This is a genomic window from Mesorhizobium sp. WSM4807, assembly GCF_055811615.1.
Genome location: NZ_JBVVQY010000030.1, coordinates 38318 through 63430 on the forward strand (window position 1 = coordinate 38318; position 25113 = coordinate 63430).

At 59.9% G+C, this 25113-nt stretch carries 20 protein-coding genes and 3 pseudogenes; 15 read left to right on the plus strand and 8 right to left on the minus strand.

Annotated elements, in window-relative coordinates:
- Positions 1 to 199 precede the first annotated feature (199 nt).
- From AC0L3N_RS27980 to arcC, 10 genes are all read left to right on the plus strand, one after another.
- Positions 200 to 2461, plus strand: coding sequence for an Orn/Lys/Arg family decarboxylase (locus AC0L3N_RS27980; protein WP_473550733.1), 2262 nt, complete (start codon positions 200 to 202; stop codon positions 2459 to 2461).
- Complete coding sequence (speC, locus tag AC0L3N_RS27985) at positions 2458 to 4821, plus strand: ornithine decarboxylase (protein WP_473550734.1); 2364 nt, start codon at positions 2458 to 2460, stop codon at positions 4819 to 4821. Before AC0L3N_RS27980 ends, speC begins: the two co-directional genes overlap by 4 nt.
- A gap of 31 nt (positions 4822 to 4852) precedes the next feature.
- A complete protein-coding gene (potE, locus tag AC0L3N_RS27990; protein ID WP_473550736.1) occupies positions 4853 to 6193 on the plus strand; it encodes a putrescine-ornithine antiporter in 1341 nt (446 codons plus the stop codon).
- Between the two features lie 183 nt (positions 6194 to 6376).
- Positions 6377 to 7171 carry an amino acid ABC transporter substrate-binding protein gene (locus tag AC0L3N_RS27995; protein ID WP_287246229.1) on the plus strand — a complete coding sequence of 265 codons (795 nt, stop codon included), beginning with the start codon at positions 6377 to 6379 and terminating at the stop codon, positions 7169 to 7171.
- 125 nt (positions 7172 to 7296) lie between these two features.
- Positions 7297 to 8151, plus strand: a complete 855-nt coding sequence (locus tag AC0L3N_RS28000; RefSeq protein WP_473550738.1) for a TorF family putative porin — start codon at positions 7297 to 7299, stop codon at positions 8149 to 8151.
- A gap of 270 nt (positions 8152 to 8421) precedes the next feature.
- Positions 8422 to 9705, plus strand: a complete 1284-nt coding sequence (locus AC0L3N_RS28005; protein WP_473550760.1) for an amino acid permease — start codon at positions 8422 to 8424, stop codon at positions 9703 to 9705.
- Positions 9706 to 9765: 60 nt separating this feature from the next.
- Entirely contained in the window at positions 9766 to 10128 is a 363-nt protein-coding gene (locus tag AC0L3N_RS28010; RefSeq protein WP_473550739.1) for a hypothetical protein, read from the plus strand.
- Between the two features lie 13 nt (positions 10129 to 10141).
- On the plus strand, positions 10142 to 11368 hold the full coding sequence (gene arcA / locus AC0L3N_RS28015) for an arginine deiminase (protein WP_473550741.1): 1227 nt from the start codon (positions 10142 to 10144) through the stop codon (positions 11366 to 11368).
- A 32-nt stretch (positions 11369 to 11400) separates the two neighbouring features.
- Entirely contained in the window at positions 11401 to 12402 is a 1002-nt protein-coding gene (locus AC0L3N_RS28020; protein WP_473550742.1) for an ornithine carbamoyltransferase, read from the plus strand.
- Positions 12403 to 12405: 3 nt separating this feature from the next.
- The gene (arcC, locus tag AC0L3N_RS28025; protein ID WP_473550743.1) at positions 12406 to 13341 is read left to right on the plus strand and encodes a carbamate kinase; all 936 of its coding nucleotides are present in this window, start codon (positions 12406 to 12408) and stop codon (positions 13339 to 13341) included.
- Positions 13342 to 13385: 44 nt separating this feature from the next.
- On the opposite strand, the pseudogene AC0L3N_RS28030 reads toward arcC, so the two are convergent.
- Positions 13386 to 13709 (minus strand): annotated as a pseudogene (locus tag AC0L3N_RS28030) (alcohol dehydrogenase catalytic domain-containing protein); the annotation flags it as partial.
- 489 nt (positions 13710 to 14198) lie between these two features.
- On the opposite strand from AC0L3N_RS28030, the gene AC0L3N_RS28035 reads away from it, so the two are divergent.
- Positions 14199 to 14600: a hypothetical protein gene (locus AC0L3N_RS28035; RefSeq protein WP_473550762.1), complete on the plus strand. Its 402-nt coding sequence runs from the start codon at positions 14199 to 14201 to the stop codon at positions 14598 to 14600.
- Positions 14601 to 14849: 249 nt separating this feature from the next.
- Here AC0L3N_RS28035 and AC0L3N_RS28040 read toward each other — a convergent pair whose 3' ends face one another.
- On the minus strand, positions 14850 to 15566 hold the full coding sequence (locus AC0L3N_RS28040; protein WP_006337614.1) for a pentapeptide repeat-containing protein: 717 nt from the start codon (positions 15564 to 15566) through the stop codon (positions 14850 to 14852).
- A gap of 369 nt (positions 15567 to 15935) precedes the next feature.
- Positions 15936 to 16061, minus strand: a pseudogene (locus AC0L3N_RS28045) (3-oxoadipyl-CoA thiolase); the annotation flags it as partial.
- 92 nt (positions 16062 to 16153) lie between these two features.
- Between AC0L3N_RS28045 and AC0L3N_RS28050 the strand changes: the two are divergent.
- Positions 16154 to 19996 (plus strand): hypothetical protein, encoded by a 3843-nt coding sequence (locus AC0L3N_RS28050; protein WP_473550745.1) that lies wholly within the window; start codon positions 16154 to 16156, stop codon positions 19994 to 19996.
- Between the two features lie 184 nt (positions 19997 to 20180).
- Positions 20181 to 20918 carry a DUF4336 domain-containing protein gene (locus AC0L3N_RS28055; protein WP_473550746.1) on the plus strand — a complete coding sequence of 246 codons (738 nt, stop codon included), beginning with the start codon at positions 20181 to 20183 and terminating at the stop codon, positions 20916 to 20918.
- A gap of 21 nt (positions 20919 to 20939) precedes the next feature.
- Here AC0L3N_RS28055 and AC0L3N_RS28060 read toward each other — a convergent pair whose 3' ends face one another.
- Positions 20940 to 21164 carry a hypothetical protein gene (locus AC0L3N_RS28060; RefSeq protein WP_245318963.1) on the minus strand — a complete coding sequence of 75 codons (225 nt, stop codon included), beginning with the start codon at positions 21162 to 21164 and terminating at the stop codon, positions 20940 to 20942.
- Positions 21165 to 21343: 179 nt separating this feature from the next.
- On the opposite strand from AC0L3N_RS28060, the gene AC0L3N_RS28065 reads away from it, so the two are divergent.
- Positions 21344 to 21667, plus strand: a complete 324-nt coding sequence (locus tag AC0L3N_RS28065; RefSeq protein ID WP_473550747.1) for a P27 family phage terminase small subunit — start codon at positions 21344 to 21346, stop codon at positions 21665 to 21667.
- Positions 21668 to 21714: 47 nt separating this feature from the next.
- Positions 21715 to 21969, plus strand: a complete 255-nt coding sequence (locus tag AC0L3N_RS28070) for a hypothetical protein (protein ID WP_473550749.1) — start codon at positions 21715 to 21717, stop codon at positions 21967 to 21969.
- 550 nt (positions 21970 to 22519) lie between these two features.
- Here AC0L3N_RS28070 and AC0L3N_RS28075 read toward each other — a convergent pair.
- From AC0L3N_RS28075 to groL, 4 genes and pseudogenes are all read right to left on the minus strand, one after another.
- Positions 22520 to 22720, minus strand: a complete 201-nt coding sequence (locus AC0L3N_RS28075) for a hypothetical protein (protein ID WP_123149332.1) — start codon at positions 22718 to 22720, stop codon at positions 22520 to 22522.
- Between the two features lie 178 nt (positions 22721 to 22898).
- Positions 22899 to 23264 (minus strand): 4a-hydroxytetrahydrobiopterin dehydratase, encoded by a 366-nt coding sequence (locus AC0L3N_RS28080; protein ID WP_095491315.1) that lies wholly within the window; start codon positions 23262 to 23264, stop codon positions 22899 to 22901.
- Between the two features lie 49 nt (positions 23265 to 23313).
- Positions 23314 to 23388: pseudogene (locus tag AC0L3N_RS28085) on the minus strand (NADH-quinone oxidoreductase subunit D-related protein); the annotation flags it as partial.
- A 42-nt stretch (positions 23389 to 23430) separates the two neighbouring features.
- Entirely contained in the window at positions 23431 to 25074 is a 1644-nt protein-coding gene (gene groL, locus AC0L3N_RS28090; RefSeq protein ID WP_473550750.1) for a chaperonin GroEL, read from the minus strand.
- Between the last annotated feature and the right edge of the window lie 39 nt (positions 25075 to 25113).

Consider the following 25113-nt stretch of genomic DNA (forward strand, 5'->3'; position numbering starts at 1 on the left):
ATTCGTGCGAAACTTAGGGGCATGAGGGCGCAGATACCGGGCGACCCGCGACCAAAGCTGCCATTCGCCACATAGCGTTGACGGATCGTCAGCAGCGAACGCCGCCGCCGCCACAACTCTCGGTTGATCTGGAAGAGGTAGGACTACCTGGGTTGCGTCTTATGACGCGCCGCGAAACTCAAGGCAATGAGAGTAAGCCATGCATGAGGTCCAGGCGTTCCCCATTGCCATCATCGATGAAGACTATGAAGGCAAGAACGCTGCCGGTCGCGGGATGCAACAGCTTGCTGCCGCGATCGAGAAAGAGGGATTCCGCGTGGTCGCTGGCGTATCGTACGAGGATGCCCGGCGGCTCGTCAAAATCTTCAATAACGAATCGTGCTGGTTGATCTCCGTAGACGGCTCGGAGAACGCCGAGACGCGGTGGCAGGTCCTCGAGGAGGTGTTGGCGTCCAAGCGCAGTCGCAACGATCGACTGCCAATCTTCCTCTTCGGCGACGAACTCACCGCCGAGATGGTTCCGACCAGGGTCCTGAAGCACGCCAATGCCTTCATGCGGCTGTTCGAGGACTCGCCTGAGTTCATTGCGCGGGTCATCGTGCGCGCGGCGCAGCTCTACCTCGAGCGCCTTCCACCGCCGATGTTCAAGGCGCTCATGGAATACACTTTGCAGGCCAGCTACTCCTGGCACACGCCCGGTCACGGCGGTGGTGTGGCTTTCCGCAAGAGTCCGGTCGGTCTGCTCTTCTACGAGTTCTTCGGCGAAAACACCTTGCGGTCCGATATCTCCGTATCGGTCGGCAAGCTTGGATCGCTCCTGGACCACACCGGTCCCATCGCGGAAGGCGAGCGTAACGCTGCGCGAATCTTCGGAGCGGACGAGACATTGTTCGTCGTGGGCGGTACATCCACGGCCAACAAAATCGTCTGGCACGGAACCGTTAGCCGTGGCGATCTGGTTTTGTGCGACCGTAACTGTCACAAGTCGATACTGCACTCATTGATCATGACGGGTGCAACGCCGATCTATCTTGTGCCGTCCCGTAACGGCTTGGGCATCATTGGTCCGATATCCAGGGACCAGTTCACGCCACAGTCGATCAAGAAGAAGATCGCGGCGAGTGAGTTTGCCAAGGAGACCGACGGCAAGGTCCGCCTGATGGTGATGACCAACTCAACCTATGACGGTCTTTGCTACAATATCGATGCGGTAAAGCAGACCATCGGCAATTCTGTCGAGATACTTCATTTCGACGAGGCTTGGTACGCTTACGCCAATTTCCACGAATTCTACGATGGCTATCACGGCATCTCGTCGGCCAGTCCTGCGCGTTCGGCCAACGCGATCACCTTCGCAACCCACTCGACACACAAGCTGCTGGCTGCCTGGTCGCAGGCGTCCATGATCCACGTACAGCATGCCGAGAAGAAGCGGCTGGACATGGCCCGCTTCAACGACGCGTTCATGATGCACACCTCCACCTCGCCGCAATACGGCATCATTGCTTCCTGCGATGTCGCCGCGGCGATGATGGAACAACCTGCAGGCCGGGCTCTCGTGCAGGAAACCATTGAGGAGGCGCTCAGCTTCCGCCGCGCAATGGCGGCCGTCAGAAAGCAGGTCCACGGTTCATGGTGGTTCGACGTCTGGCAGCCTGATGCCATCGCTGAGCTGCCTGCCGGGACAAGGTTCGAGTGGGTCCTGAAACCAGGTGATCCTTGGCACGGCTTCGAGGGTCTGGCTGACAATCATGTACTCGTGGACCCGATCAAGGTCACCATCCTCAGCCCGGGCCTGTCGGCGAATAGCTACATGCAGGAACATGGCATCCCTGCTGCCGTGGTCGTCAAGTTCTTGTCGGCGCGACGCATCGAGATCGAAAAGACAGGACTCTATTCTTTCCTGGTGCTGTTCTCGATGGGAATCACCAAGGGCAAGTGGAGCACGCTGGTGACGGAGCTGCTCAATTTCAAGGAACTCTACGATGCCAATGCGCCTCTGAAGGGTGTGCTACCGGCGCTCGTCGACGCGCATCCGGGGGCTTATGGAAAAATGGGCCTCAAGGACCTGTGCGATCAGGTTCACAAGATCTGTCGCGAAGACAATCTACCCAAGGCGCAGCGCGAGATGTACACGACGTTGCCCGAGATGGCGATGCGGCCCTGCGATGCCTATGAAAGCCTCGTGCGCGGCCGTGTGGAAAGCGTTGAGATCGACGCGCTGATGGGACGAACGCTTGGCGTAATGGTGGTGCCGTACCCGCCAGGCATACCTTTGATCATGCCTGGTGAACGTATCACCGAGGCAACCAAGTCGATCTACGACTATCTGCTCTACGCTCGGGACTTCGACAAGAAGTTTCCAGGCTTTGAAACCGACATTCACGGGCTGCGCTTCGAGCCTACTACGGAGGGAAGACGCTACCTGATTGACTGCATTGCGAAAGGGGTAGCCAAATGATCCCTCGTGACGTCAGATCCCCGACTGCCGCGATCCCATTCCACAAACTACTCAAGATCGTCGCGATCGTTGACGACAGCAATCCCCTGACGAAGAATTTGCTCGAGCAGATCGCAGCCGATGGCTTCGAGATCGAGATCGCTGACAGTCCCAACCGCGACGTTTCCGAGGATGCCTCCGTCGGGGCCTACATTGCATCCATCGACGGCGATCGACTCGAAGGTGCGCGCAGCCTGGCGAGGGCGGTGAGGGCAATTGGGTTCCGTACGCCGCTGTGGGCGCTGGCCGACTCGCACCAGCTCGCTGACATGGCGGTACTCATCCAGACGGGCGAGGTTGACGGCTATATCTACCTCGGTCAGCAGACCCCGGCCTTCTACGCCAAGCAGGTGGTCGCCAGCCTGCTGATGTACGGAAAGACGCTGTTGCCCCCATTCTTCGGGGGGTTGATGGCTTATGACGGCGAGGCCAACATAGCCTTCGACTGCCCGGGACATCAGGGCGGCCAGTTCTACCAGAAGTCCCCGACCGGCCAGCTGTTCTTCAAGCATTTCGGCGAGAACATCTTTCGCAACGACTTGTGCAACGCCGATGTTGATCTCGGAGATCTCCTCATTCACGAGGGCCCGGCCGTAGAAGCACAGCGCTACGCCGCACGGGTATTCGGCGCAGACAAGACCTACTTCGTCCTTAATGGCACGAGCACCTCCAACAAGATCGTGGCAAACGCCGCTCTCAAGCACGATGATCTGGTTTTGTTCGATCGCAACAATCACAAATCGCTACACCAGGGCGCACTGGTCCAGGCCGGCGCGATCCCCATCTTCCTGCCGACCGCCCGCAATTCCTTCGGCATGATCGGCGCCGTCGACTGGAATGCTTGGGACGAAGATTATCTCCGCGAGCAAATCCGCACCAATCCTCTCGTAAAGGATCCTAACCGGCACAGGGCGGAACGCCCCTTCCGGCTCGCGTGCATTCAACTCGCAACCTACGATGGCACCGTCTACAATGTCCGCAAGGTCATGGAGAAAATCGGTCATCTCTGCGACTACATCCTCTGGGACGAAGCGTGGATCGGCTACAATGCCTTCCACCCCCTTTTCAAAGACCATAGCCCCATGCGCCTGGAGGACCTTGGGCCGCAGATGGCGGGTCTTTTCTCCACGCAATCCGTTCACAAGCAGGGCGCGGGCTTCTCGCAGGCATCGCAAATCCACAAGCGCGACCAGCATATCAGCGGCCAGCGCCGGTTCATCGAGCACAAGCGGTTCAACGAATCCTTCCTGATGAACGTGTCGACGTCGCCGTTCTATCCGCTGTTCGCCTCGCTGGAGGTAAACGCGAAGGTGCACGAAGGCAAGGCCGGCGAGATGCTTTGGGATCGTTGCATCGCGCTCGGGATTGACTGCCGCAAAAAGCTGCGCGAATTCTGCCGATTCTACAAGGATAACGGCGAGGGCGACGAAGAGAAATGGTTCTTCGACCCGTTCGTACCCGACAAGGTGACGATCCGCGGCTCCGCCATAACCCCGGACGTTGACGCTGCTCCATGGGAGAGCCTTCCCACGGACGTGCTTAAGCGCGAGCAGCAATGCTGGAATTTCCATCCGGAGGCCACGTGGCACGGCTACTCAGGCTATGTGGACAGCTATGCGATGGTCGATCCCAACAAGCTGGCGCTGGTGACGCCTGGGATTGATCGGAGGACCGGCGACTACCTGAACTTCGGCGTGCCCGCGACGGTTGTGGCCAACTATCTGCGCGAACAGCGCGTCGTGCCGGAAAAGTGCGATCTCAACAGCATACTCTTTCTCATGACACCGGCGGAGGACGAGAGCAAGCTCAACACGCTGATTGCGAAACTGGTCAAGTTCAAGAACCTATGGGATCGCGATGCGCCGTTGCCCGAGGTCCTGCCGACCGTGTGCGCGGCGAACAGCCAACGCTATGCCGGCTATACGATCCGCAAGATCTGCAATGAGATGCACGACTTCTATCGTGCGGCCAACGTCAAGGGACTTCAACTGCAATGCTTCAGGGCGTCCAGCTTCCCTGAACTCGCGATGCCTTCCAAGAAGGCTTACGAGGCGCTCGTCGCGAACGATGTCGACTATATACCTCTGGCCAACATTAAAGACCGGATATCGGCCACGCTTGCGCTGATTTACCCGCCTGGCATCGGCGTCGTCGTGCCCGGCGAACGCTGGGACGAGAGAGCCCGTCCGATGCTCGACTACTTCCTTGCTTTCGAAGAATCGTTCAATCGGTTTCCTGGATTCAACTACGAGGTTCAGGGCGTTTTCCAGGAAAAGATCAACGGCCGTATTAAGTTTCACACCTACGTGGTGCGCCAGTAGGGCCCACAGGGGACGCTAAGGAGGACTGTCCATGCCGGAACAGCCAAAACGCATGACCCTGGTCCAGCTGACCTTGATCGTCGCTGTGAATATGATGGGGTCCGGCATCATTATGCTGCCGACGAACATGGCAAAGGTTGGTGCGATATCGCTGCTGTCCTGGATTGTGACAGCAGTGGGATCGATGGCGATCGCGTACGGGTTCGCGCAGGCGGGCCTGTTTAATCAGCGTCCTGGCGGCATGTCGGCCTATGCCGAAGATGCTTACGGGAAGCCAGGCTACTTTTTGGTGTTCCTGCTCTACTTCCTTTCGCTGGCCATTGGAAACGTGGCGATTGGCATCTCCGCCGTCGGCTACCTGGCCGGCTTCTTCCCGGTGCTTTCGTCGACCCCGATAGCAACCTGCATCGGACTTATCGCACTGCTTTGGTTGACTACCGTTGCAAACTTCGGCGGCCCGAGCATCACAGGAAGGATTGGCGCGATTACGGTCTGGGGCGTGATCATTCCAGTTGCCGGAATATCCATCATAGGCTGGTTCTGGTTCAGCTCAGAGACCTTCGCGCAGGCATGGAATCCGAACGGGCTTTCGCTCGCGGAAGGCATGGGATCGAGCATTGCCCTGACGCTATGGGCCTTTCTGGGCATGGAATCGGCCGCGCAGAATTCGGCTGCGGTGGAGAACCCGAAGCGCGACGTCCCGTTGGCATGCCTGTTCGGGACCTTGGGCGCGGCGGTGATCTATATTCTATCCACGACCGTGATCCAGGGCATCGTGCCAAACGCCGACCTAGCCCAGTCAACCGGCCCGTTCGCGCTGGCATATGCGCAGATGTTCAATCCGTTTATCGGAAACATTGTCATGGCGCTCGCAATTCTTGCCTGCCTCGGCTCGCTGCTCGGCTGGCAGTTCACGATCGCCCAGACCGGAAAGTCGGCTGCCGACGAACGCATGTTCCCCGCATTCTTTTCGCGAGTAAACAGCATGGGTGCGCCGGTCACGGGAATGATCGTTCTCGGCGTCGTGCAATCGCTGCTGGCACTGATGACGATCTCGCCTACGCTGAGCGAGCAGTTCTCGGCTCTAGTGAATCTCGCGGTCGTGACGAACGTGATTCCTTACATCATCGCTCTGTCTGCGCTCATAATGATGATGAAGACCGCGAACATTGCCGGGACAAAGTACCGGGCAAATGTCGCTGTTGCTTTAGTGGCCATGCTTTACAGCACCTATGCCCTCTACGCATCAGGGCACGAGGCTGTCATGGGCGGCATGCTGGTGACGGCGCTTACCTTTATCATTTGGGGCTTTATCGCGCCTCGCTTCGCGACCAGGCAGCGCGAGGCGGTCGAACCAACCACGGCCCCTTGACTGCCGGGGAGCAAGGCCCTCGAGAGGAGACTAAACATGCAACGCGCCCAACAGTTTTCATTGCGGCATCATAGCCACCGGCAGACCTTGCTAGTCCTGGCAGTCGCGTTTGCGTTGGGGCTTTTGTATACGGTTCCATCCCCGGCCGCCACGCTGGACCGCATCCGCGAGGCGCACAAGCTCTTGCTCGGCTACCGGCCGGACGTGCGGCCGTTCTCGTTCGCGGAGCAATCGGGTGGTCCCGCCGGCTATTCGGTTTCGTTGTGCCAAAAGATTGCCGAAGAGATCAGAGCCGAGCTCAATCTTTCTGACCTGGAGATCGAATGGGTGCCTGTGACTGTCGGGGAGGGTTTCGATCCAGTCGTGCAGGGCAAGGTCGATCTGCTGTGCGGACCGGACGCGGTCACTCTTGAGAGACGAAAGACTGTCTCGTTCTCGATTCCGATCTATCCGTCCGGAGTAGCCGCGATGCTCAGGGCGGATGCTCCCCCGGCTCTGAGGGATGTGCTGGAGGGCCGCCCTCCGTCGGGACCGATCTGGCGCGCCTCGCCGGCTCATATTCTCGAGGAGCAGACCTTTTCCGTCGTGGCCGGCACGAGCGCGGAAACCTGGCTCTCAGAGCGCCTCAAACACTTTCAGATTCCCGCGGAGGTCGTTCCAGTCGAGAGCTTCGAAGCCGGCGTGCGTGGCCTTCTGGAAGGCGCCACGGATGTCTTCTTCGGGCCCCGGCCGATCCTGGTGGAGACCACAGCGGAAATTGAAGAGAAGGACAGCTTGATGATTTTGCAGAGGTTCTTCACCCATGAGCCCGTCGCGCTCACGCTGGCAAGGAACGATGACGATTTTCGGCTGTCTGTCGATCGTTCGCTCAGCCGGCACTTCAGGTCCAGTGAGTTCCAAGACACCTACGCGAAATGGTTCGGCGCGCCGGACGAGGCGGTCCTGACTTTCTTCCTTCAAAGCGCATTGCCGGATTGATGGCGCTCGGAGACATGATCTGGTGCAATAATAACACAAGGATACGCGAATGCCGTGTTTACACCAACGTGTAGGGGCGTATTCTGGAATGGGGTGGCTTGAAAACACGATTCCAGGGGAACGACATGGCCGCATTTGTTCGTAACATTTCCCGTACTGTCTATGCCACAATATTCTCACGATCAATGGTTGCAATTCCTTTCATACTGCTGTCAGCAAACACGCAGGCAGTTGAGCAGGAAATCGCGCCCACAGCTCCCCCTCCGCCTCTCGCTGCCACTCCGGGGGTCCCCTTCGACGTTGCGTTTGGCATTGCATTTACGACCGACTATGTTTCGCGCGGTATAACCAACTCCAACAGCGAACCTGCAATCCAAGGCTATGTCGAGCCTAGTATCGAACTACCGACTATAGGCACGGCATATGTGAATGTGTGGTCGTCCAACGTCGACTATGGCGAAGGTTTTGAAGGAGCAGAGATCGATGTCGCCGCGGGTATCAGGCCGGAATTCGGTCCGCTGTCGCTCGATCTTGGTTACGTTCACTACTTCTATACACCGGAGCATGTTAGCCCCGATTATGGGGAAATTTTCGCCAAGGGGGACTACAATTTCAACGACATGTTTACTGTTGGCGGCCGCGTATTTTTTGCTCCCGACTTCAATCAAAGTGGAAATACCGCTACCTGGGTTGCCGGCGGCGTGAGGGTACCTTTGCCGCATGACTTCTCGGCGTATGCTGGCATCGGCTACCAGTTCATCGATGATCCCGACGCATTCGAGCAACTCGCATGGATGGCCGGCATCTCGTACAGCTGGAAATCGCTGACCCTCGATGTTCGTTACTGGGGTACCGATCTTTCCGACGAGGGCTGCACGGTTCGTAGCGGCTTCCCCGATGGTTGCGATGACAGGGTGGTGGCGACCATTTCCTTCGATACGAGCTGGTCGGCGGTGAGGGACTGGTTATCTGACAAGTAGCCTGTCTGCTTTGACAGAGGCCTAGCAAGTCGCAGTTTTGGCGGGATCTGGGTAAGCGGAATTGACAACGAACTTCGAGGTTCCAGGCAGGCCCGAGCGAAGGGCGATCATCGTACTTCAAGGTCTTTGAACCGGCACTGTGACCACTGCTAGCACGGATTGAGCGCTTCCTTGACAACGCAAGCACCGGACCCGACCAAAAGTGCACCTGCCGCAGGGCCTGCAGTTGCTGTGGCGGAGCACGGTCTCACGACCGCAAAAAGCCTTGGTATGGCGGCGTGTACGGCTATCGTGGTCGGCAACATGGTCGGGTCGGGCTTCTATCTGTCGCCCGCGGCCCTCGCTCCCTATGGCAACCTCGCCATTGTCATCTGGATCGTGATGGGTGCAGGAGCGATCTGCCTCGGCCTGACCTTCGCGAAACTGGCGCGATTGGCGCCCGCAACCGGCGGACCCTACGCTTACACCCGCTTGGCTTACGGCGACTTCCCTGGCTTTCTGGTTGCTTGGGGTTATTGGATATCGATCTGGGCGTCACTGCCAGTAATCGCCGTTGCCCTTGCCGGTTCGGTCGTCGACCTGTTCCCGATTCTGCGGGGGAGGACGATGATCGTTGTCTTTACCCTCGGTGCGATCTGGGTTGTGGTCCTGATCAATCTGCGAGGTGTCAAAGCTGCCGGCCTCGTGTCTCAGGTAATGACTTACGCCAAGCTGGTGCCGTTCGGTGCAGTAGCTGTTATTGGTCTGCTCTACATAGACACGTCGCATTTCAGCGAGTTCAATCCGAGCGGCCAGCCGTTGCTGCAAGCCACTGCCGCGCTGGCGCCGCTGACCATGTTCGCCTTCCTTGGGCTTGAATCTGCGACCGTCCCGGCTGGCGACGTTCGCAATCCCGAGCGCACGATTCCTCGTTCGACAGTGCTGGGAATTGTGATCGCGGCGACCCTCTACGTGTTCGGAACGATTGTGGTGATGGGCGTGTTGCCGCGGCACGAACTCGTCCATTCGCTCTCGCCGTTCTCCGATGCAGCCCGAGCGATGTGGGGGCCTGCAGGCGAGATTTCGATCTCCATCGCCGTGATCCTGTCATCTATCGGCGCCCTTAATGGCTGGACCTTGCTGATGGGGCAGGTGCCGATGGCGGCAGCGCGCGATGGGCTATTCCCACCCTTGTTCGGCAACCTTTCGCAGCAAAACGTGCCGGCGATCGGAATCGTGGTCTCGGCCGTGTTGGCGACGCTGCTCATTCTCGTTCAGGCCATAGGCGCGGAGGGCTTCTCGGCGTTCTACAATCTGGTCGTCGGCTTGAGCACGATGGCTGCAGTCGTCCCTTACGCGTTCTGCGCACTAGCCGGCAGCCTGGTTTCAGCTCGCGTCAGCGGCGGCGTGCATGTTCCCCGTGTGACGATCGTCGAGATCGTAGCCTTCCTATTCGCCATGTTCACGCTCTACGGCTGCGGGGCAGAGCCCGTTCTTTACGGACTGGTGCTCTTGCTGTTGGGCATTCCTGTGTTTGTCTGGCAACGACGGCGCACAGGCGCGATTGCCATGTAGGAACAGATTGTAGAATGTATGAGCTTGCGAGACATCTTTTCTTCAACGGCGAACGCGCTGGTGTTTTCGAACGTTCTGGCCTCGATCCTCGTCGCGATGAATTTTGCACAAGGGCTGGTGGGCGCGTTCAACACCATCATCCTGCTTGCGGTGATGTCGAGCCTCCTGCCCTACGCGCTCTGCTCGCTCGCCGAGCTTGTGATCCTGATTCGGACTGGCCGGACAGTGGCTGGCGCCGGCGTCACCAAGGTCGCGATACTGGGCGGCGTTGGCTTCACCTATTCGCTCTGGGCGATCTATGGCGCTGGGGCCCAAACAGTCTTTCTCGGTTTCCTGCTCGTTCTCGTGGGAATTCCCATTCACGTCCTGATCAAATGGCGCAATGCCCGCGCCGGAGCCCACGGGGCCTCCGGTCTCAAGTAAGGGAGGTTCGACTATGCAACTCGGTGTTCATTCGGAAATCGGCAAGCTCCGCAAAGTGATGGTGTCGCGCCCGTCGCTGGCGCACGAAAGGCTGACGCCGGGTAACTGCCACGATCTCTTGTTCGACGACGTGATCTGGGTGCAGAAGGCACGATCCGATCATGCCGACTTCGTACTTAAAATGAAGGACCGCGGCATCGAGGTTTACGACATCCAGGACCTGCTGACGGAAGTCTTCGACACGGTGCCGGAGGGTCGTAAGTTCGTTCTGGACCGGAGAATAACGGACAATCAGGTCGGTCCCACGCTCTCGCGAATCCTGCGACCATGGCTCGACGAACTGGACGGTCATGCCCTCGCGCGGCACCTGCTCGGCGGCATTGTGCGCGATGACCTACCGGCCGACATGGTGACGCCCATCATGCAAGAGGTGCTGTCAGCGAGCGAGTTTGTGGTCCGGCCTGTCCCGAACGCGCTGTTCCAGCGCGACCCGTCCTGCTGGATCTATGGCGGAGTGACCTGCAATCCGATGTTCTGGCCGGCGCGCCAGCCCGAGACGCTTTATCAGCGGGCCGTCTACAAGTTCCATCCCCTTTTCACGAAGAACGAATTCGAGATCTGGTGGGGCGACAGCGACGAGGACTGGGGCAATACCAGCATGGAGGGCGGCGACGTCATGCCGATCGGCAAGGGGGTGGTGCTGATCGGCATGGGCGAGCGCACCACACGGCAGGCGGTGAACCAGGTCGCCAACCGGCTGTTCGCCAAGCAAGCCGCCGAACGCGTTATCGCCTGCGTCATGCCGAAATCGCGGGCGGCGATGCATCTCGACACGGTGTTCACCTGCCTCGATCACGACAAGGTAACCGCCTTCCGCGAGGTAGTCGATGAGATCAACTGCTTCTCGCTGCGTCCAGGCGGCGATGCCGGTCTCGAGATCCATAAGGAGAACAAGCACCTGTTCGATGTCTATAAGGAGGCGCTCGGGCTCGACGACCTGCACGTCATCGGCACCGGAGGCAACGCGTTCGAGCAGGAGCGGGAGCAATGGGACGACGGCAACAACGTCGTCGCGCTCGAGCCCGGGGTCATCATCGGCTACGACCGCAACACCCACACCAACACGCTGCTGCGCCGCGCAGGCGTCGAGGTCATCACCATCGGAAGCCAGGAACTCGGCCGCGGCCGCGGCGGTGGTCACTGCATGACCTGCCCGATCCTGCGCGACCCTGCCTACTGAGCCTTCGCCAACCAATTTCAGGGAGAAACATCATGGCATTCAATCTCAAGGGCCGCAGCTACCTCAAGATTGCGGATTTCACCCAGCGCGAGATGCTCTACCTGCTCGACCTTTCGCGCGATCTCAAGCGTGCGAAGTACGCCCGTTCCGAGCAGCAGGCGCTGAAGGACAAGAACATCTGCCTGATTTTCGAGAAAACCTCGACGCGCACCCGCTGCGCGTTCGAAGTCGCCGCCCACGACCAGGGCGCCCACATCACCTACCTCGATCCGGGCGGCAGCCAGATCGGCCACAAAGAATCCATGAAGGACACCGCCCGCGTCCTCGGGCGCATGTTCGATGCCATCGAGTACCGCGGCTCCGGTCAGGGATTGGTCGAGGAGCTTGCCCAATACGCCGGCGTGCCGGTCTATAACGGCCTGACCGACGACTGGCACCCCACCCAGATGCTCGCCGATATGCTGACCATGGTCGAGCATGCCGACAAGCCGCGTACCCAGATCTCGTATGCTTTCCTAGGCGACGCACGCAACAATATGGGCAATTCGCTGCTGATGTTGGGCGCGATCATGGGCTGCGACGTGCGCATGGTGGCTCCGAAGGAGAACCAACCGCATGAGGATGTGCGCGAGATGGCGGCCAAGCGCGCCGCCGAGACCGGCGCGCGCATCACCATCACCGACGACGTGGCGAAAGGCGTTAAGGGGGTCGACTTTGTGCACACCGACGTCTGGGTGTCGATGGGCGAGGCAAAGGAAGTCTGGAAGAGTCGGATCGAGCTGCTGACGCCCTACCAGGTCAACATGAAGGTGATCAAGGCGACCGGCAACGCGAACGCGAAGTTCATGCACTGCCTGCCGGCCTTCCACAACACCGACACCAAGGTCGGCAAAGAAATGGCCGAGAAGTTCGGTATCACCGAAATGGAGGTAACTGAGGAAGTATTCGAGAGCCCGATGAACATCGCCTTCGAGCAGGCGGAAAACCGCATGCATACGATCAAGGCGATCCTTGTCGCCACGCTGGGGGCCTGAGCCATGGGACGCGTGGTGGTAGCACTCGGCGGCAACGCGCTTTTGAAACGCGGCGAGGACATGACCGCCACCAATCAACGCAAGAATGCCAAGGTCGCAGCCGAAGCCTTGGCGCCGCTATGCCTGGAGCACCAGACCGTCATCACTCACGGAAACGGCCCGCAGGTCGGACTGTTAGCCCTCCAGGAGATCGCTTACGAGGGCGAAGACTCTCCGTTGGATGTGCTCGGGGCAGAGACCGAGGGCATGATCGGCTACATGGTCGAACAGGAACTCGGCAACATCCTGCCGTTCGAAAAGCCGATCGCTACGATTCTGACCATGGTCGAGGTCAACCCCGATGATCCTGCGTTCAAGGACCCGACCAAGTTCATTGGAAGGGTTTACACCGAAGAGGAGGCGAAATCGGAGGCGGCGGCGAAAGGTTGGCAAGTCAAGCCCGACGGCAAGTATTGGCGCCGGGTCGTGGCCTCTCCGCTGCCACAGCGCATTTTCCAGCTCCGCCCGATCAAGTGGCTGCTTGAAAAGGACGCGGTGGTGATCGCCGCCGGCGGGGGCGGCATCCCGACGATGTATGAACCGGGCAAGGAGAGGCATCTGATCGGCGTCGAATGCGTGATCGACAAGGATCGTGCCTCGGCCCTGCTCGCTAAGGAAATCGGGGCGGATTTTTTCGTCGTCGCGACCGACACGGATGCTGTTTATCTCGATTGGGGCAAGCCTGGACAGCGCGCGATTCGCTCGGCTACGCCCGACGCGCTCGACGCCTACACCTTTCCTGCGGGCTCGATGGGGCCGAAAGTCGAGGCGGCGCAGGACTTCGCCCGGGTAACCGGTGGACGCGCCATCATCTGTGCCCTGCCGGATGTGCCCGCCGCGGTGCGAGGTGAAAAAGGTACTACCATCTCCGTCGATGCTGGAGACATTGTCTTCGGCTGAAGCGGGCAGTGCCGCCGCCACGGGGTACATCGGCGGCACGACCATGTACGTTCGCAGACCGAAAAGTTCTTGCGCTTGCACTGGTCATATTCCCCGCAAATGATGGTGAAGGGAACGACGATGCGGTCTCCCTTCCTAAGGGCGCTGTTTACCCCGGATCCAACTTCCACCACCTCACCCATCATTTCGTGGCCCATAATGTCGCCGGGCAGAATTGCCGGAATGAGGTTGTGATAGAGGTGCAGGTCCGAGCCGCAGATCGCGCAGCTCGTCACCTTGACGATGACGTCGCGCGGGTCCTCGATTTCGGGATCGGTAACCTCATCGCAACGTATGTCTTCTTTTCCATGCCAAACCAGCGCTCGCATGCTTAATCTCCCGTAGGCCCGGTTCGCGGCGTCGTGAGAGCGAGCTCGGCCGCTTTCCTTCAGGCTGGAATTGGCTTTCTGAGGTCCAACCGCGAGGCAGCATCCATGTTCCCCGCCTCCGTTAAAAAACTTAGGCCGGCTTTTGAAGGTGGCGCTGATGGCAGTGTCGGAGTGTCGAGAAGGCGGTGGCGCCCTGCCGGACATCGTTAAGAAGGTCAAGGAAGCGTGCAACGTTCCCGGCTTCGCCGTGGGCGGTGGTGCATGGCGGCAACGTGATGGGGCAGGTTGCAAGTCGGGGTGGAGAAGGTTGGATTTCAGGTCCTCTCCCTCTACCATCACTGCAGCGCTAGGCGCTGTTCCTGGTTTACGATTTGGCAGGTTGAGAAGCTCCGCCAGCGCACCGCGGACTTTCAGCTCAACCTGTCCCCTACCCTCGGTCGGCATGATCTCGATCCCCGTGACCAGTGAGCGGATGATCCTGGCCGCCTTGTGGCGCTCGCGCTGATCGGATTGCAACGCGTCCTGAAGCTCGACTACCTTCCGACGGTAAACCGTCACCGCTGCCGGATGAAACTCCACGATGCTGTCTGCGACCGCCATCGCCTGAAGCTCTCGGGCCAGATCCTCCTTTTCACGTTCGAGGTCCAGCAGCTTCGATTTCATGCTGGTCGTCGCGACACCGTCAGCGATGGCATCGACGATGTTAGTGATCTGCCTGTCGATGCCGGCATGCCGCCTTTCGACTTCCCTTTGCCGTTCGCGGTTCATGGCGTTCAGTCGCTTTTGCTCAGCACGATATTCAGCAAGGAAGCCCGCAATGGCATCTGGCGCCAGCTTCAGGGCACAGGCGTCGCAGTCCAGCTTGCTGGCGCGATAGCGCTTCTGAATTGATAAACACGACGATGGTAGTCATTCTCGACGATGCAAGAGTTGCTGCCATTTATTCGGACAGGAGCTACCGGTTCGATTGAACCGGTAGCGGTGAACGGAAAGGGCACAAACACCCTTCGGCCGCGATTTCGCCAATAGCAATACCGCAGAAACGTGCCACTTTGGCGGAGGATCTGCGCCCTCCGAAGGCAGAAGTTACAGGTTCGAATCCTGTCGGGTGCAGCATTGCCGCAGTTCGCTTGCCGACAACTATTCCTGCTGGAATTGACAGGGCCAATCTTCAGGCCTCGTCAAGCCAGAAGGCAACTCGGTCCGGGCGTCTCCGCAAGCCATGTTGAGCTGCCACTGGGACAGACCCGCCGAATTGGAAAGGTCGACGCCCTCGATACGGGTCAGAAAGAAAAAGGCGCGGTCAAAGTCTATCGGCGCGGTGAACGTCGCTCCTCGGAAGTCCGCCCGTGCGAGATTGGCAAACGAGAAGCGGCTGCCGCTGATATCGGCGTCATGGAACTGCGCACGCCCCAATTCTGCCTTTGTGAAATCAACATTGGTCAGATTGGCGTCCTGGAAATTCGAGCGCTGCATTTCCGCGCTCGCAAACACAGCGCCCTGCGCGTCCATACGGCTGAAGTCGGTCCTGTAGGCCTCGATTCTGTCGAACCGGGCGCCTTTGGCGGTCGAGTCGGCCAGGGAAGCACGCACAAGCGTTGCCTTCTCAAGATTTGCCGCAAGGAGATTGCTGTTCCTGAGGTCGGTCGAAGTGAAATCAACACCGAACAGGTTCGCCCCGCTCAGGTCCTGTCCTTCTAGGATGAGAAGCTTCTTGTCACACTCGTGCCAATTGACGCCAGGCGTCGCGGCTGCGTGGCAATTGTGAGCAGCAGTGGCGTTCTGCCAAGCAAACACAGTGCAAACCGCTAGAACCAAGCCGGATGCGCCGTAAGCTCTGGTTCGCCTCAAAGTCATTGTTGCTGGACCTCTGCTACTCGCCGACACTCAACCTTACCACATCTGCTGACACTCGAGCCACCGTGACCACCGCCGTCACAGTTAGCGCATTTCTCATATTCAAGCTTTGATGTTGATCAACCGATCAACCCGCGCGTAGGGCGCGATTTGCGAGCGCCTCCCCATATCATCGGCGGTGCAGCAGAGATTCATTTGTCACCGGCCAGGCGCATCATTCCGTAGGTATGCTTGACTAAGCCGAGGCCTCCGCTCTGGACGTTTGTCTCGCTAGTTGGGAGCCTGCTCGGGTGCTGACCGCCACCGCCGGCGTCCGCTGACGCTGCCGTCCGAAGTCAGGATGTCTAACTAAGGTCGTCGCCCACTTATTTAGACCCGCTGCAGTGCGATAGCGATCCCCTGGCCCACGCCAATGCACATCGTGGCCAAGGCGTACTTCTTCCCAAGGGCGGCAAGTTCGAGAGCTGCGGTTCCAGTTATCCTCGCGCCGCTCATGGCAAAGGCGACGCACAGGTAATACTCGCACGAGTTATCGGCCGTCCTTCTTTGCGATTGACGGCCCGATGAGCGCTTCCTAGCTTGCTCCCATGTTCGATATCACTGGCGACGACATCGCCGCTCTTGGCGACGCAGACTTGCGCACCCTAGTTGGCCTTCTCTGCGAGACCGAGATGCGTCGAGGAGGCCTGCCCACGTCCGCCGTCACCTACGGTGGAAATCAAGACGCAAGCGACGGCGGTCTTGATGTTCGCGTGGCGCTCCCGGCCGGGACGGCAATCGACGGCTTCGTGCCGAAGCCAGCAACCGGCGTGCAGGTCAAGAAGCCGGACATGCCGCGGGCTGAGATTCTGAAGGAGATGAATCCGAAGGGCGTCTTGCGGCCCGTCATCAATGAGCTCGCTGATGCCGGCGGCGCCTACATTATCGTGAGTTCTACGGGCTCGACATCGGACTCGGCGCTGACCGACCGCCGCAACGCGATGGCCGAAGCTATCAAGGGCACGCCTGCCGAAGGCAAGCTCACGCTCGACTTTTATGACCGTAACCGGATCGCGACATGGGTTCGGAATCATCCCGGGCAGATTCCGTGGGTGCGCGCGCGGATCGGCAAAGCGATGCCGGGATGGCAGTCTCATGGTTCATGGTCGTTTGCGCCTGCGGGCGTGGACGCAAACTACATCGCCGATGACAAGGCGCGCATTTTGACGGGCGACAAGGATGAAGGCGACGGGGCTTCCGCTATCGAGGGCATCAACCGTATCCGGAAAGTGCTTGCCACGCCGGGGCATGTGGTGCGGCTTGTCGGGCTTTCTGGTGTCGGCAAAACGCGACTCGCCGAGGCGCTGTTTGACGCAAGCGTTGGCGAAGGCGCGCTCGATCCGTCACTTGCGATTTACACCAATGAAGCCGACGAGCCCAAGCCGCCGCCCGCCGGGCTTGCCTCGGACCTGATCGCCGGACGGACCCTCGCTATCCTGGTGGTCGATAATTGCACGCCCGAACTGCACCGGCGGATTTCGGAAGTCGCGCGGTCGAGCAGTTCGACAATCAGCGGGATCACCATCGAGTACGACATCCGGGAGGACCAGCCGGAGGGCACCGACGTCTTCGTCTTGGAAACGTCTTCCGTATCGCTGATCGAGAAGCTGGTGGGCCGGCGGTACCCCCACCTCTCGCAGATCGATGCGCACACCATTGCGGAGTTCTCCGGCGGCAATGCCCGGGTTGCCCTGGCGCTGGCCTCGCGGATCGAGAAAACCGAGACCGTTGCAGGCTTGAACGAGGAAGAGCTGTTCAAGCGTCTCTTTCAGCAGCGCCACGACCCAGACCCCTCGCTCCTTCTGGTCGCGCAAGGGTGCTCGCTGGTCTATTCGTTCAACGGCGAGACGCTCGAAGGCGGCGAAGCGGAGCTTCCAGTCCTCGGCAGCCTCGTCGGCAAATCGGCCGACGAGATGTACGCCGGGGTGGCAGAGCTCAAGCAACGGGACCTCGTGCAGGCGCGTGCAGAATGGCGCGCGGTGCTGCCGCATGCCATTGCAAATCGCCTCGCCAAGAGGGCACTTCAGACCATTGCGCCGGCCAAGGTGAAGTCGGTGCTTGTCGACAATGCGTCCGAACGTCTTCTCCGCTCCTTCTCGCGGCGTCTCGGGTATCTTGATGACAGCAAGGAAGCCCAAGCCATCGTGAAGACGTGGGTGGCGCCGGACGGTCTGCTCAGCGACCTGCCGAATTTCACCGAGCTTGGCCGCGCGATGTTTACCAACATCGCACCGGTCGCGCCGGAGACCGTCTTGGCCGCGCTGGCGAATGCATTGTCCGGCGCCGATGAAACCACGCTCCGCCACTGCACGCATTTCGTTCGGCTCTTGCGCTTGCTCGCTTACGAACCTGCCTTCTTCGAGCGCGCCCTCGCTTTGCTGGTGAAATTCGCGGCGCTTCCAAGCGGCGATACCAATGACAACGAAGCGACGCGGGTCGTGGAATCGCTCTTTCACATTGCTCTGTCCGGCACGCATGCGCCGGTCGAGATGCGTGTGAAGGCCGCGGAAGCGCTGCTGGCCTCCCAGGACGAGGCCGTGCGCCCACTCGGCATCAAAGCGCTCGAAGCGATGATGAAAACACGCCACTTCTCCTCACACTATGAATTCGACTTCGGCGCGCGCTCCCGGGACTATGGCTACTACCCCCCCACCGGCGCGGACGTGCGCGCATGGTTCGACCGCGTGCTGAAACTCGCAGGAAAGTTTGCCCTGTCGGACAGCCAGGTGGCTGGGGAGGTGCAGAAGGCCATCGCGCGGGAGTTTCGGGGTCTTTGGAGCGATACGGGTCGGGCGGAGGAGTTGGACCAACTCGCCCGCGCGATCGCCGCCACGTCGTTCTGGCGCGACGGCTGGATCGCGGCACGCCAGACCCGCGCCTATGGCGGCAAGGATATGGACCCTGAGATTCGCGACCGCTTGACGGCGCTGGAGGATTTTCTTCGGCCCAAGGATCTCGTCAGCAAAGTGCTCGGGCTTGTCATCGGCGCGCGCGCCGGAAGCCTCGACCTGGACGACTTCGATGATGACGATGATGACGATGATGACGAGGACGAAGGCGGGAGCGACCCGACCGCGTGCTACGCTGAACGTGCTGCGCGCTCGGCGGCGGCGATACGTGAGCTCGGCCATGACGTCGCGGCGGACGAGGATACGTTCAAAACTGTGCTTTTGGAGTTGATGGGCGAGAACGCTAATGCGGCTCCCTTCGGTGCGGCATTGGCGGAGGCCGCTGAAAGCCCGCGCGCGATGTGGGACACTATCGTTGTACAGTTTGCAGCAACCGAAAACGCGAGCCTGCGGCTCCTGAGCGGTTTCTTAGGCGGGCTAAACAAGCGCGACGCTGCGCTTGCCGACGCCGTCCTTGATGAAGCGCTGGAGCACCCAGCCCTTGCCGCGTGGTTCCCGATTCTGCAGGCAACAGTAGACATCGACGCGCGTGCTCTTGAGCGGCTGCATCGCGCGATTGAGCTCGGTAAGGCACAGATCAATACTTACTACAGTCTTGCATATGGCCGTGTCTCCGACAACGTACCGGGGCCGGACTTCCGTGATTTGGTGCTCGCCATCGCGCGTAAGCCCGACGGCTGCGCGGTTGGACTTGAGATAGTCTGGATGCGCCTGCACTCGGACGGTAGCGCGACGCGCCAGCCGCTGCCTGAGGTCCGCGAGGCCGGACGCCTGATACTCGCTGGGTTTGAATTCAGCACAAAAGATAGCCGCACGACGCGCGAGGACCACGAGCTAGGAGCTGTCGTCACAGCCTCTCTGGTCGGAGAAGAAGGCGCTCCTGTCGCGAAAGCGCTTTGCCGCAAGCTCATGGTTGCGGCCGGAAGGCATAATGTCAGCGGGCACGACTACGATGACCTAGTAAAGGGCCTGCTGAAGGCCCAGCCACTCGCGACACTTGATGAACTGTTTTCCGGCGATCTGAAGTCGCAACGGGCAAGCGTACGCCTTCTCAACGATCTCCTACGCTTCCACAAGAACGTCCTAGATGTACTGTCCGCCGAAATCGTAATCAATTGGTGCGACCGCGATCCCACGGTGCGCTATCCGCTGGCAGCATCGGTAGTTTTGCTCTTCAACAGACCGAAGGAGGGCGCGCCACACGAATGGACACCACTCGCAGGGAATCTGTTGGAAAGAGCACCGGATCCACGCCCAGTTCTGGCCGAATTCGTCAATCGTCTCCATCCCTCAGGGTGGAGCGGCTCGCTTGCGACCAAGCTGGAAGAGCGCCTCAAGCTCCTGAACGGCCTGCCCGGGGCCGATATCCCCGCTCTTGCTGAGGCCCTGGCTGAGGCAAAGAGGAGGCTCCAAGAGCGGATAGACGCCGAACGTCGGCACGAGCAGGAAGAAGATCGGGCGCGCAACAACCGGTTCGAATGATGTCTTCTCTCAGGAAGCGGCAAAGCTCACCTCTACGGCCGATATCGGCGCAAAGCTGCCGTTGGTATGTTGCAACATAATGATTTGCTTCGGCCAGCAGACGAACTAGGCCATCACGCAGTTCCCCGGAACAGATCCTCTCGAAGCGTGTTGCGCCAGCTCCAAGCTGAATTGGAGCACAACCATGAAGCCCGAAGACGCTACCTACCCTCCTCTTGATGTCGCCAAGCCTGTCGCCCCTGGGATCTGGATCGTCGACAGCGGACCGCTGAGCGTGATGGGCATCCCAGTCCCGGTGCGCATGACGGTTATCCAGCTCGGGAATGGCGGTCTCCTGCTGCATTCACCAACACGGTTCGCTTTTGAGCTGAGAAAGCAGCTCGAGCAGATTGGTCCGATAGTGCATCTGGTTGCGCCAAACAGTGCACACTGGACCTTCCTCAAGGAGTGGCAGAACCATGTGCAGGGAGCGTCGACTTGGGCCGTTCCGGGCTTGCGCCATCGGGCACAGGTCCGCCGGGCTGGCGTCAGGATCGATCACGATCTGGCCACAGCGGCGCCGGAAGCCTGGTCGAAAGATCTCGATCAGGTTCTCGTTCCAGGAGCCGGTGGGTTCACCGAAGTCGCGTTCTATCATAAGAACAGCCGAACTATGGTGCTTACGGATCTAGTTCTGAATCTCGAGCCGGAAAAGCTGCCGTTCATCATCAGGCCGGCGGCGCGCCTCTTAGGCGTCACGGCACCTGTGGGGAAGGCCCCCATTTACCTGCGGATGATCATCAAACGGAAGCATGAGCAGGCGAAGGCGGCCGTGGAGCGCCTCGTGGCTTTGCAGCCAAAGCGCGTGATCTTCAGCCATGGCCGGTGGTTCCACAAGGATGGGACGACATTACTTCGCCAGTCGCTGGCCTGGCTTCTCTGAGGGCGGCCGCAGAGAAGATTGTCAGCAGGAAGTAGCCATCAACTCCCGTTGCCGTTCCCATTCGACGGGCAAACCCCTGACGAGCGCCTGGAGCTGAACCCCCATGGACTGCCGTCCGTCGAGTATGGCTTCGACCAGGTCGGGCGCGAGCAGCGTCAACTGGAGCACGTGGGATACGAAGGAGCGGTCAAGCCTTTCGGCCGCGGCAAGTTCGATCACTGTGGCGAACTCGCCTGTTTCCAGCATGTGTTTCCACCGGAACGCCCGCGCCAGCGCCCGGATCAGAGTGTTGTCTATGCGTGGCCGTGCTGGGGTCCATTGCTGTCCGCCGGCGGGCGAGATGATGATCTTGCGGCCACCACGCTTGCGCAGGGTCAGCGGCAGATGGACGGTGAGCGATCTACTGTCAAGCCTATGGCCGCTGGGTGGAGTCCGAGAAGAAGCTGAAGGATACCCCTGCCCTGCTCAGGACGCCAGCCGGCTACGTGCAGCCCTCGCCCTGGCTTGCCATCTCCAACAAGAATGTCGAGCTGATGCACAAGTTCATGAGCGAGCTCGGCCTCTCGCCCGTGTCACGCAGTCGGGTCGCAACGACGCACAGGCATGGGACCCAGGCCATGGGAGTTCACCGGCCAGGAAGACGACGAACTCTTTTCGTGAAACCCTGCGTCGCTAAGCACTGCTGCATCGAGCCGTCCATGCCAACGGCTAGCCAAGCAAAATGGTCGTCGCTTCAACAGGCGCCATAATCAAGTATAGTCCCAAAGCGATCGCAGACGGAGGAGGAACGGAGCAAATGTCCGTCGACGCCGGACCGAGAAAAGTGGACGCCGAATATGCGATTGAGCACCTCCAGGAGCATCCGGAAGCCGGGCTTTGCTGCGAGGATCGGCGCTGGTGGATTACGCCAAATGCAAACGAGACCGATCAGCAGGTCCTGCTTCTTGATGTGGTTGAGGCTGAGCGGCTCAAAGATGATCCTCGCCTTCGACTCGTGTCCGGAATCGCTCATGCGGGCCGGTCGCTCTGGGTTGTTCGGAGAATGACATAACTACCTGCCATTCGAACGTTGAAGGAACCGGGTCGGGCTTAGCTTTGTCAGGGGAGCATATTATGCCGGTACCATTCGCGGACCGAAAGGATGCGATTCGCGCGGAGTTAATCAGGCGCGCGACCAGAGGCCTAATGATCACATACGCGGAATTGAGTCGTGCAGTCGGCATTCCGGACATGGGATATTGGAAGCCAGTCCTGGATGAGATCAGCCGGGAGGAGACTTCCAAGGGGCTACCGGACATCACCTTTCTTGTTGTGTCGCGAGAGCGCGGACTGCCGAGCCCAATAGGCTTTAAGCCGGCGAAACCAGGCTCCCCCAGCCAGGAAAGACGCGCGGTAGAGGCAATTCGGGAGGCCTTCGAATACTACCGCCCTCCGAGAGCATAACCTCGGAAAGCTGCAGCATCGAAGCGGCTCCCGCTATCTGCATTATCTTGTCGTGATCCAGCGAACTCGAACGGGCGGCGCCTCGCCGCCTACTGCCAGCTACGGTGGAAGCGGCCTCGGCAAAGGCGACCATTCGCAGGGCCGGGCCATAGCCTGCGCTACGGTCCCGTGTTCCTGTCGAGCGCAAATGCGACCCTCTCGCGCAGCAACTCGGCCATGTCACCATTTAGATGCAGCCGTACCCGGCCGCCACGGGCATCCGTGAGCATCAGCGCCACGCCGTCATCGGTTTCGTTGTCGGCTAACTGAACATCCGCGACCACGAATTCGTGTGTGTTCCTGTTCTGATCTGAACTCATTCTTCGCTCTCCTCTGCTGAAGAACGATGTAGAGCATTAAGCCTGGTGAGCCATGAGCGCTCCCAGGCTCAGGCAGGCCTAACAAACGAAGAGCGCCAGCCGAAGTCCTCCGGCCGGCGCTTAGGCGGCCAAACTGCTTGCCGGTCGGGGCCCAATAACGCGACCAATTTTTGCCGTGTCACTGCTGGCGGTCGAGGGGCCGTCCCGAGCGATCGAACACCCGATCGATCTTGCTCGCCATGATGAAATCGTTCTCGTGCAGTCCTTTTATCTTCTTGGTGCTCAGGGAAACCGTCACATAACCCCAGCCGAAGCTGATGTCGGGGTGATGGCTTTCGGTTTCGGCGAGCTCACCGATCTCCTGAACAAGGGCGAGCGCGTCCCGGAAATTGCGGCATCGAAAGCTCCGTTGGATGCGGTGGGCATCGTCACCCAGCTCCCAATCGGGAGCCTGTGCCTGGAAGCGTTGGGCTTCATCACGCGTGAGCGGCGGGACGCCGCCGCGACAAGGCGTACATGTTTTCTCGGCAAGAGTGTCGGTCATGTTTTTGTCTCCAAGACCATTTTTAGCAGCAAATACGACAGCGACGAGCCTATCGATCGATCTCCCCGAACACGATGTCGAGCGAACCGATGATCGCCGAGATATCGGCTCGCATGTGCCCGCGTCGCTGGCCTTCCGTCGTCCTGGCTATAGTCTCAGGCGCCGCTCAGTAGTCCATTCCGCCCATTCCGCCCATACCTCCTGCGCCACCCATAGCGGGCGAAACCTTCTGCGGAATGTCCGCGATCATTGCTTCAGCGGTGATCAGGAGCGCGGCAATCGAGCCGGCATCCTGCAGGGCCGTCCGAACGACCTTGGCGGGGTCGACGATACCGGCCTTGATCATGTCGACATAGACTTCGTTCTGGGCGTCGAAGCCCTGATTGTGATCCTTGCTGTCGGAGAGCTTGCCGACGACGATCGAACCTTCAACGCCGGAATTCTCGGCAATCTGGCGGATCGGCGCTTCAAGTGCTCTCAGCACAATCGAAATACCTGCCGTCATGTCAGCATTCGCGCCAGTAAGCTCAGTCAAAGCTGCCTTGGCGCGCAAAAGCGCAACACCGCCGCCGGCAACGATGCCTTCTTCCACGGCTGCACGAGTGGCGTTCAGCGCATCATCGATGCGGTCCTTCTTTTCCTTGACTTCCGTCTCGGTCGCGCCGCCGACGCGAATGACAGCAACGCCGCCAGCCAGCTTCGCCAGCCGCTCCTGGAGTTTCTCCTTGTCGTAATCCGAGGTCGTTTCCTCGATCTGCAACTTGATCTGCTGGACGCGCGCCTGGATGGTGGCTTTCTCGCCGGCGCCGTCGATGATCGTCGTCGTATCCTTCTCGATGACCACGCGCTTAGCCCGCCCGAGCATGTCGATCGTGACGTTCTCGAGTTTGATGCCGAGATCCTCGGAAATCATCTGGCCGGCGGTGAGCACGGCAATGTCTTCCAGCATCGCCTTGCGCCGGTCACCGAAGCCTGGCGCCTTGACGGCTGCGACCTTGAGGCCGCCGCGCAGCTTGTTGACGACCAGCGTCGCCAGCGCCTCGCCTTCGACGTCTTCCGAGATGATCAGCAGCGGCTTACCGCTTTGCACCACAGCTTCGAGGATCGGCAGCAACGCCTGCAAATTGCCGAGCTTCTTCTCATGGATGAGAACGTAAGGGTCCTCCAGCTCCGCGCGCATCTTCTCGGCATTGGTGACGAAATAGGGCGAGAGATAGCCACGGTCGAACTGCATGCCTTCGACGACATCGAGTTCGGTTTCGGCTGTCTTGGCTTCTTCGACGGTGATCACGCCCTCATTGCCGACCTTGTTCATCGCCTTGGCGATCATGGCGCCGACCGACGCGTCGCCATTGGCGGCGATCGTACCAACCTGGGCGATCTCGTCCGAAGATTTGACTTTCCTGGCCCTGGCTTGAATGTCCTTCACCACAGCAGCCACAGCAAGGTCGATGCCGCGCTTGAGATCCATCGGGTTCATGCCCGCGGCAACGAATTTGGCACCTTCGCGCAGGATGGAAGCGGCCAGCACCGTGGCTGTCGTCGTGCCGTCGCCGGCGAAGTCGTTGGTCTTCGAGGCCACTTCGCGCACCATCTGGGCGCCCATGTTCTCGAACTTGTCGGCAAGCTCGATTTCCTTGGCGACGGCGACACCATCCTTGGTGATGCGCGGCGCGCCATAGGCCTTGTCGATGACGACATTGCGGCCTTTGGGGCCGAGCGTCACCTTGACGGCGTTGTTCAGAATTTCGACGCCGCGAAGCATCCGGTCGCGGGCATCGGTAGCGAATTTGATTTCCTTGGCAGACATGATTTTACGTCCAGTTCAGTCTAGAAATTAGCAGAGCGC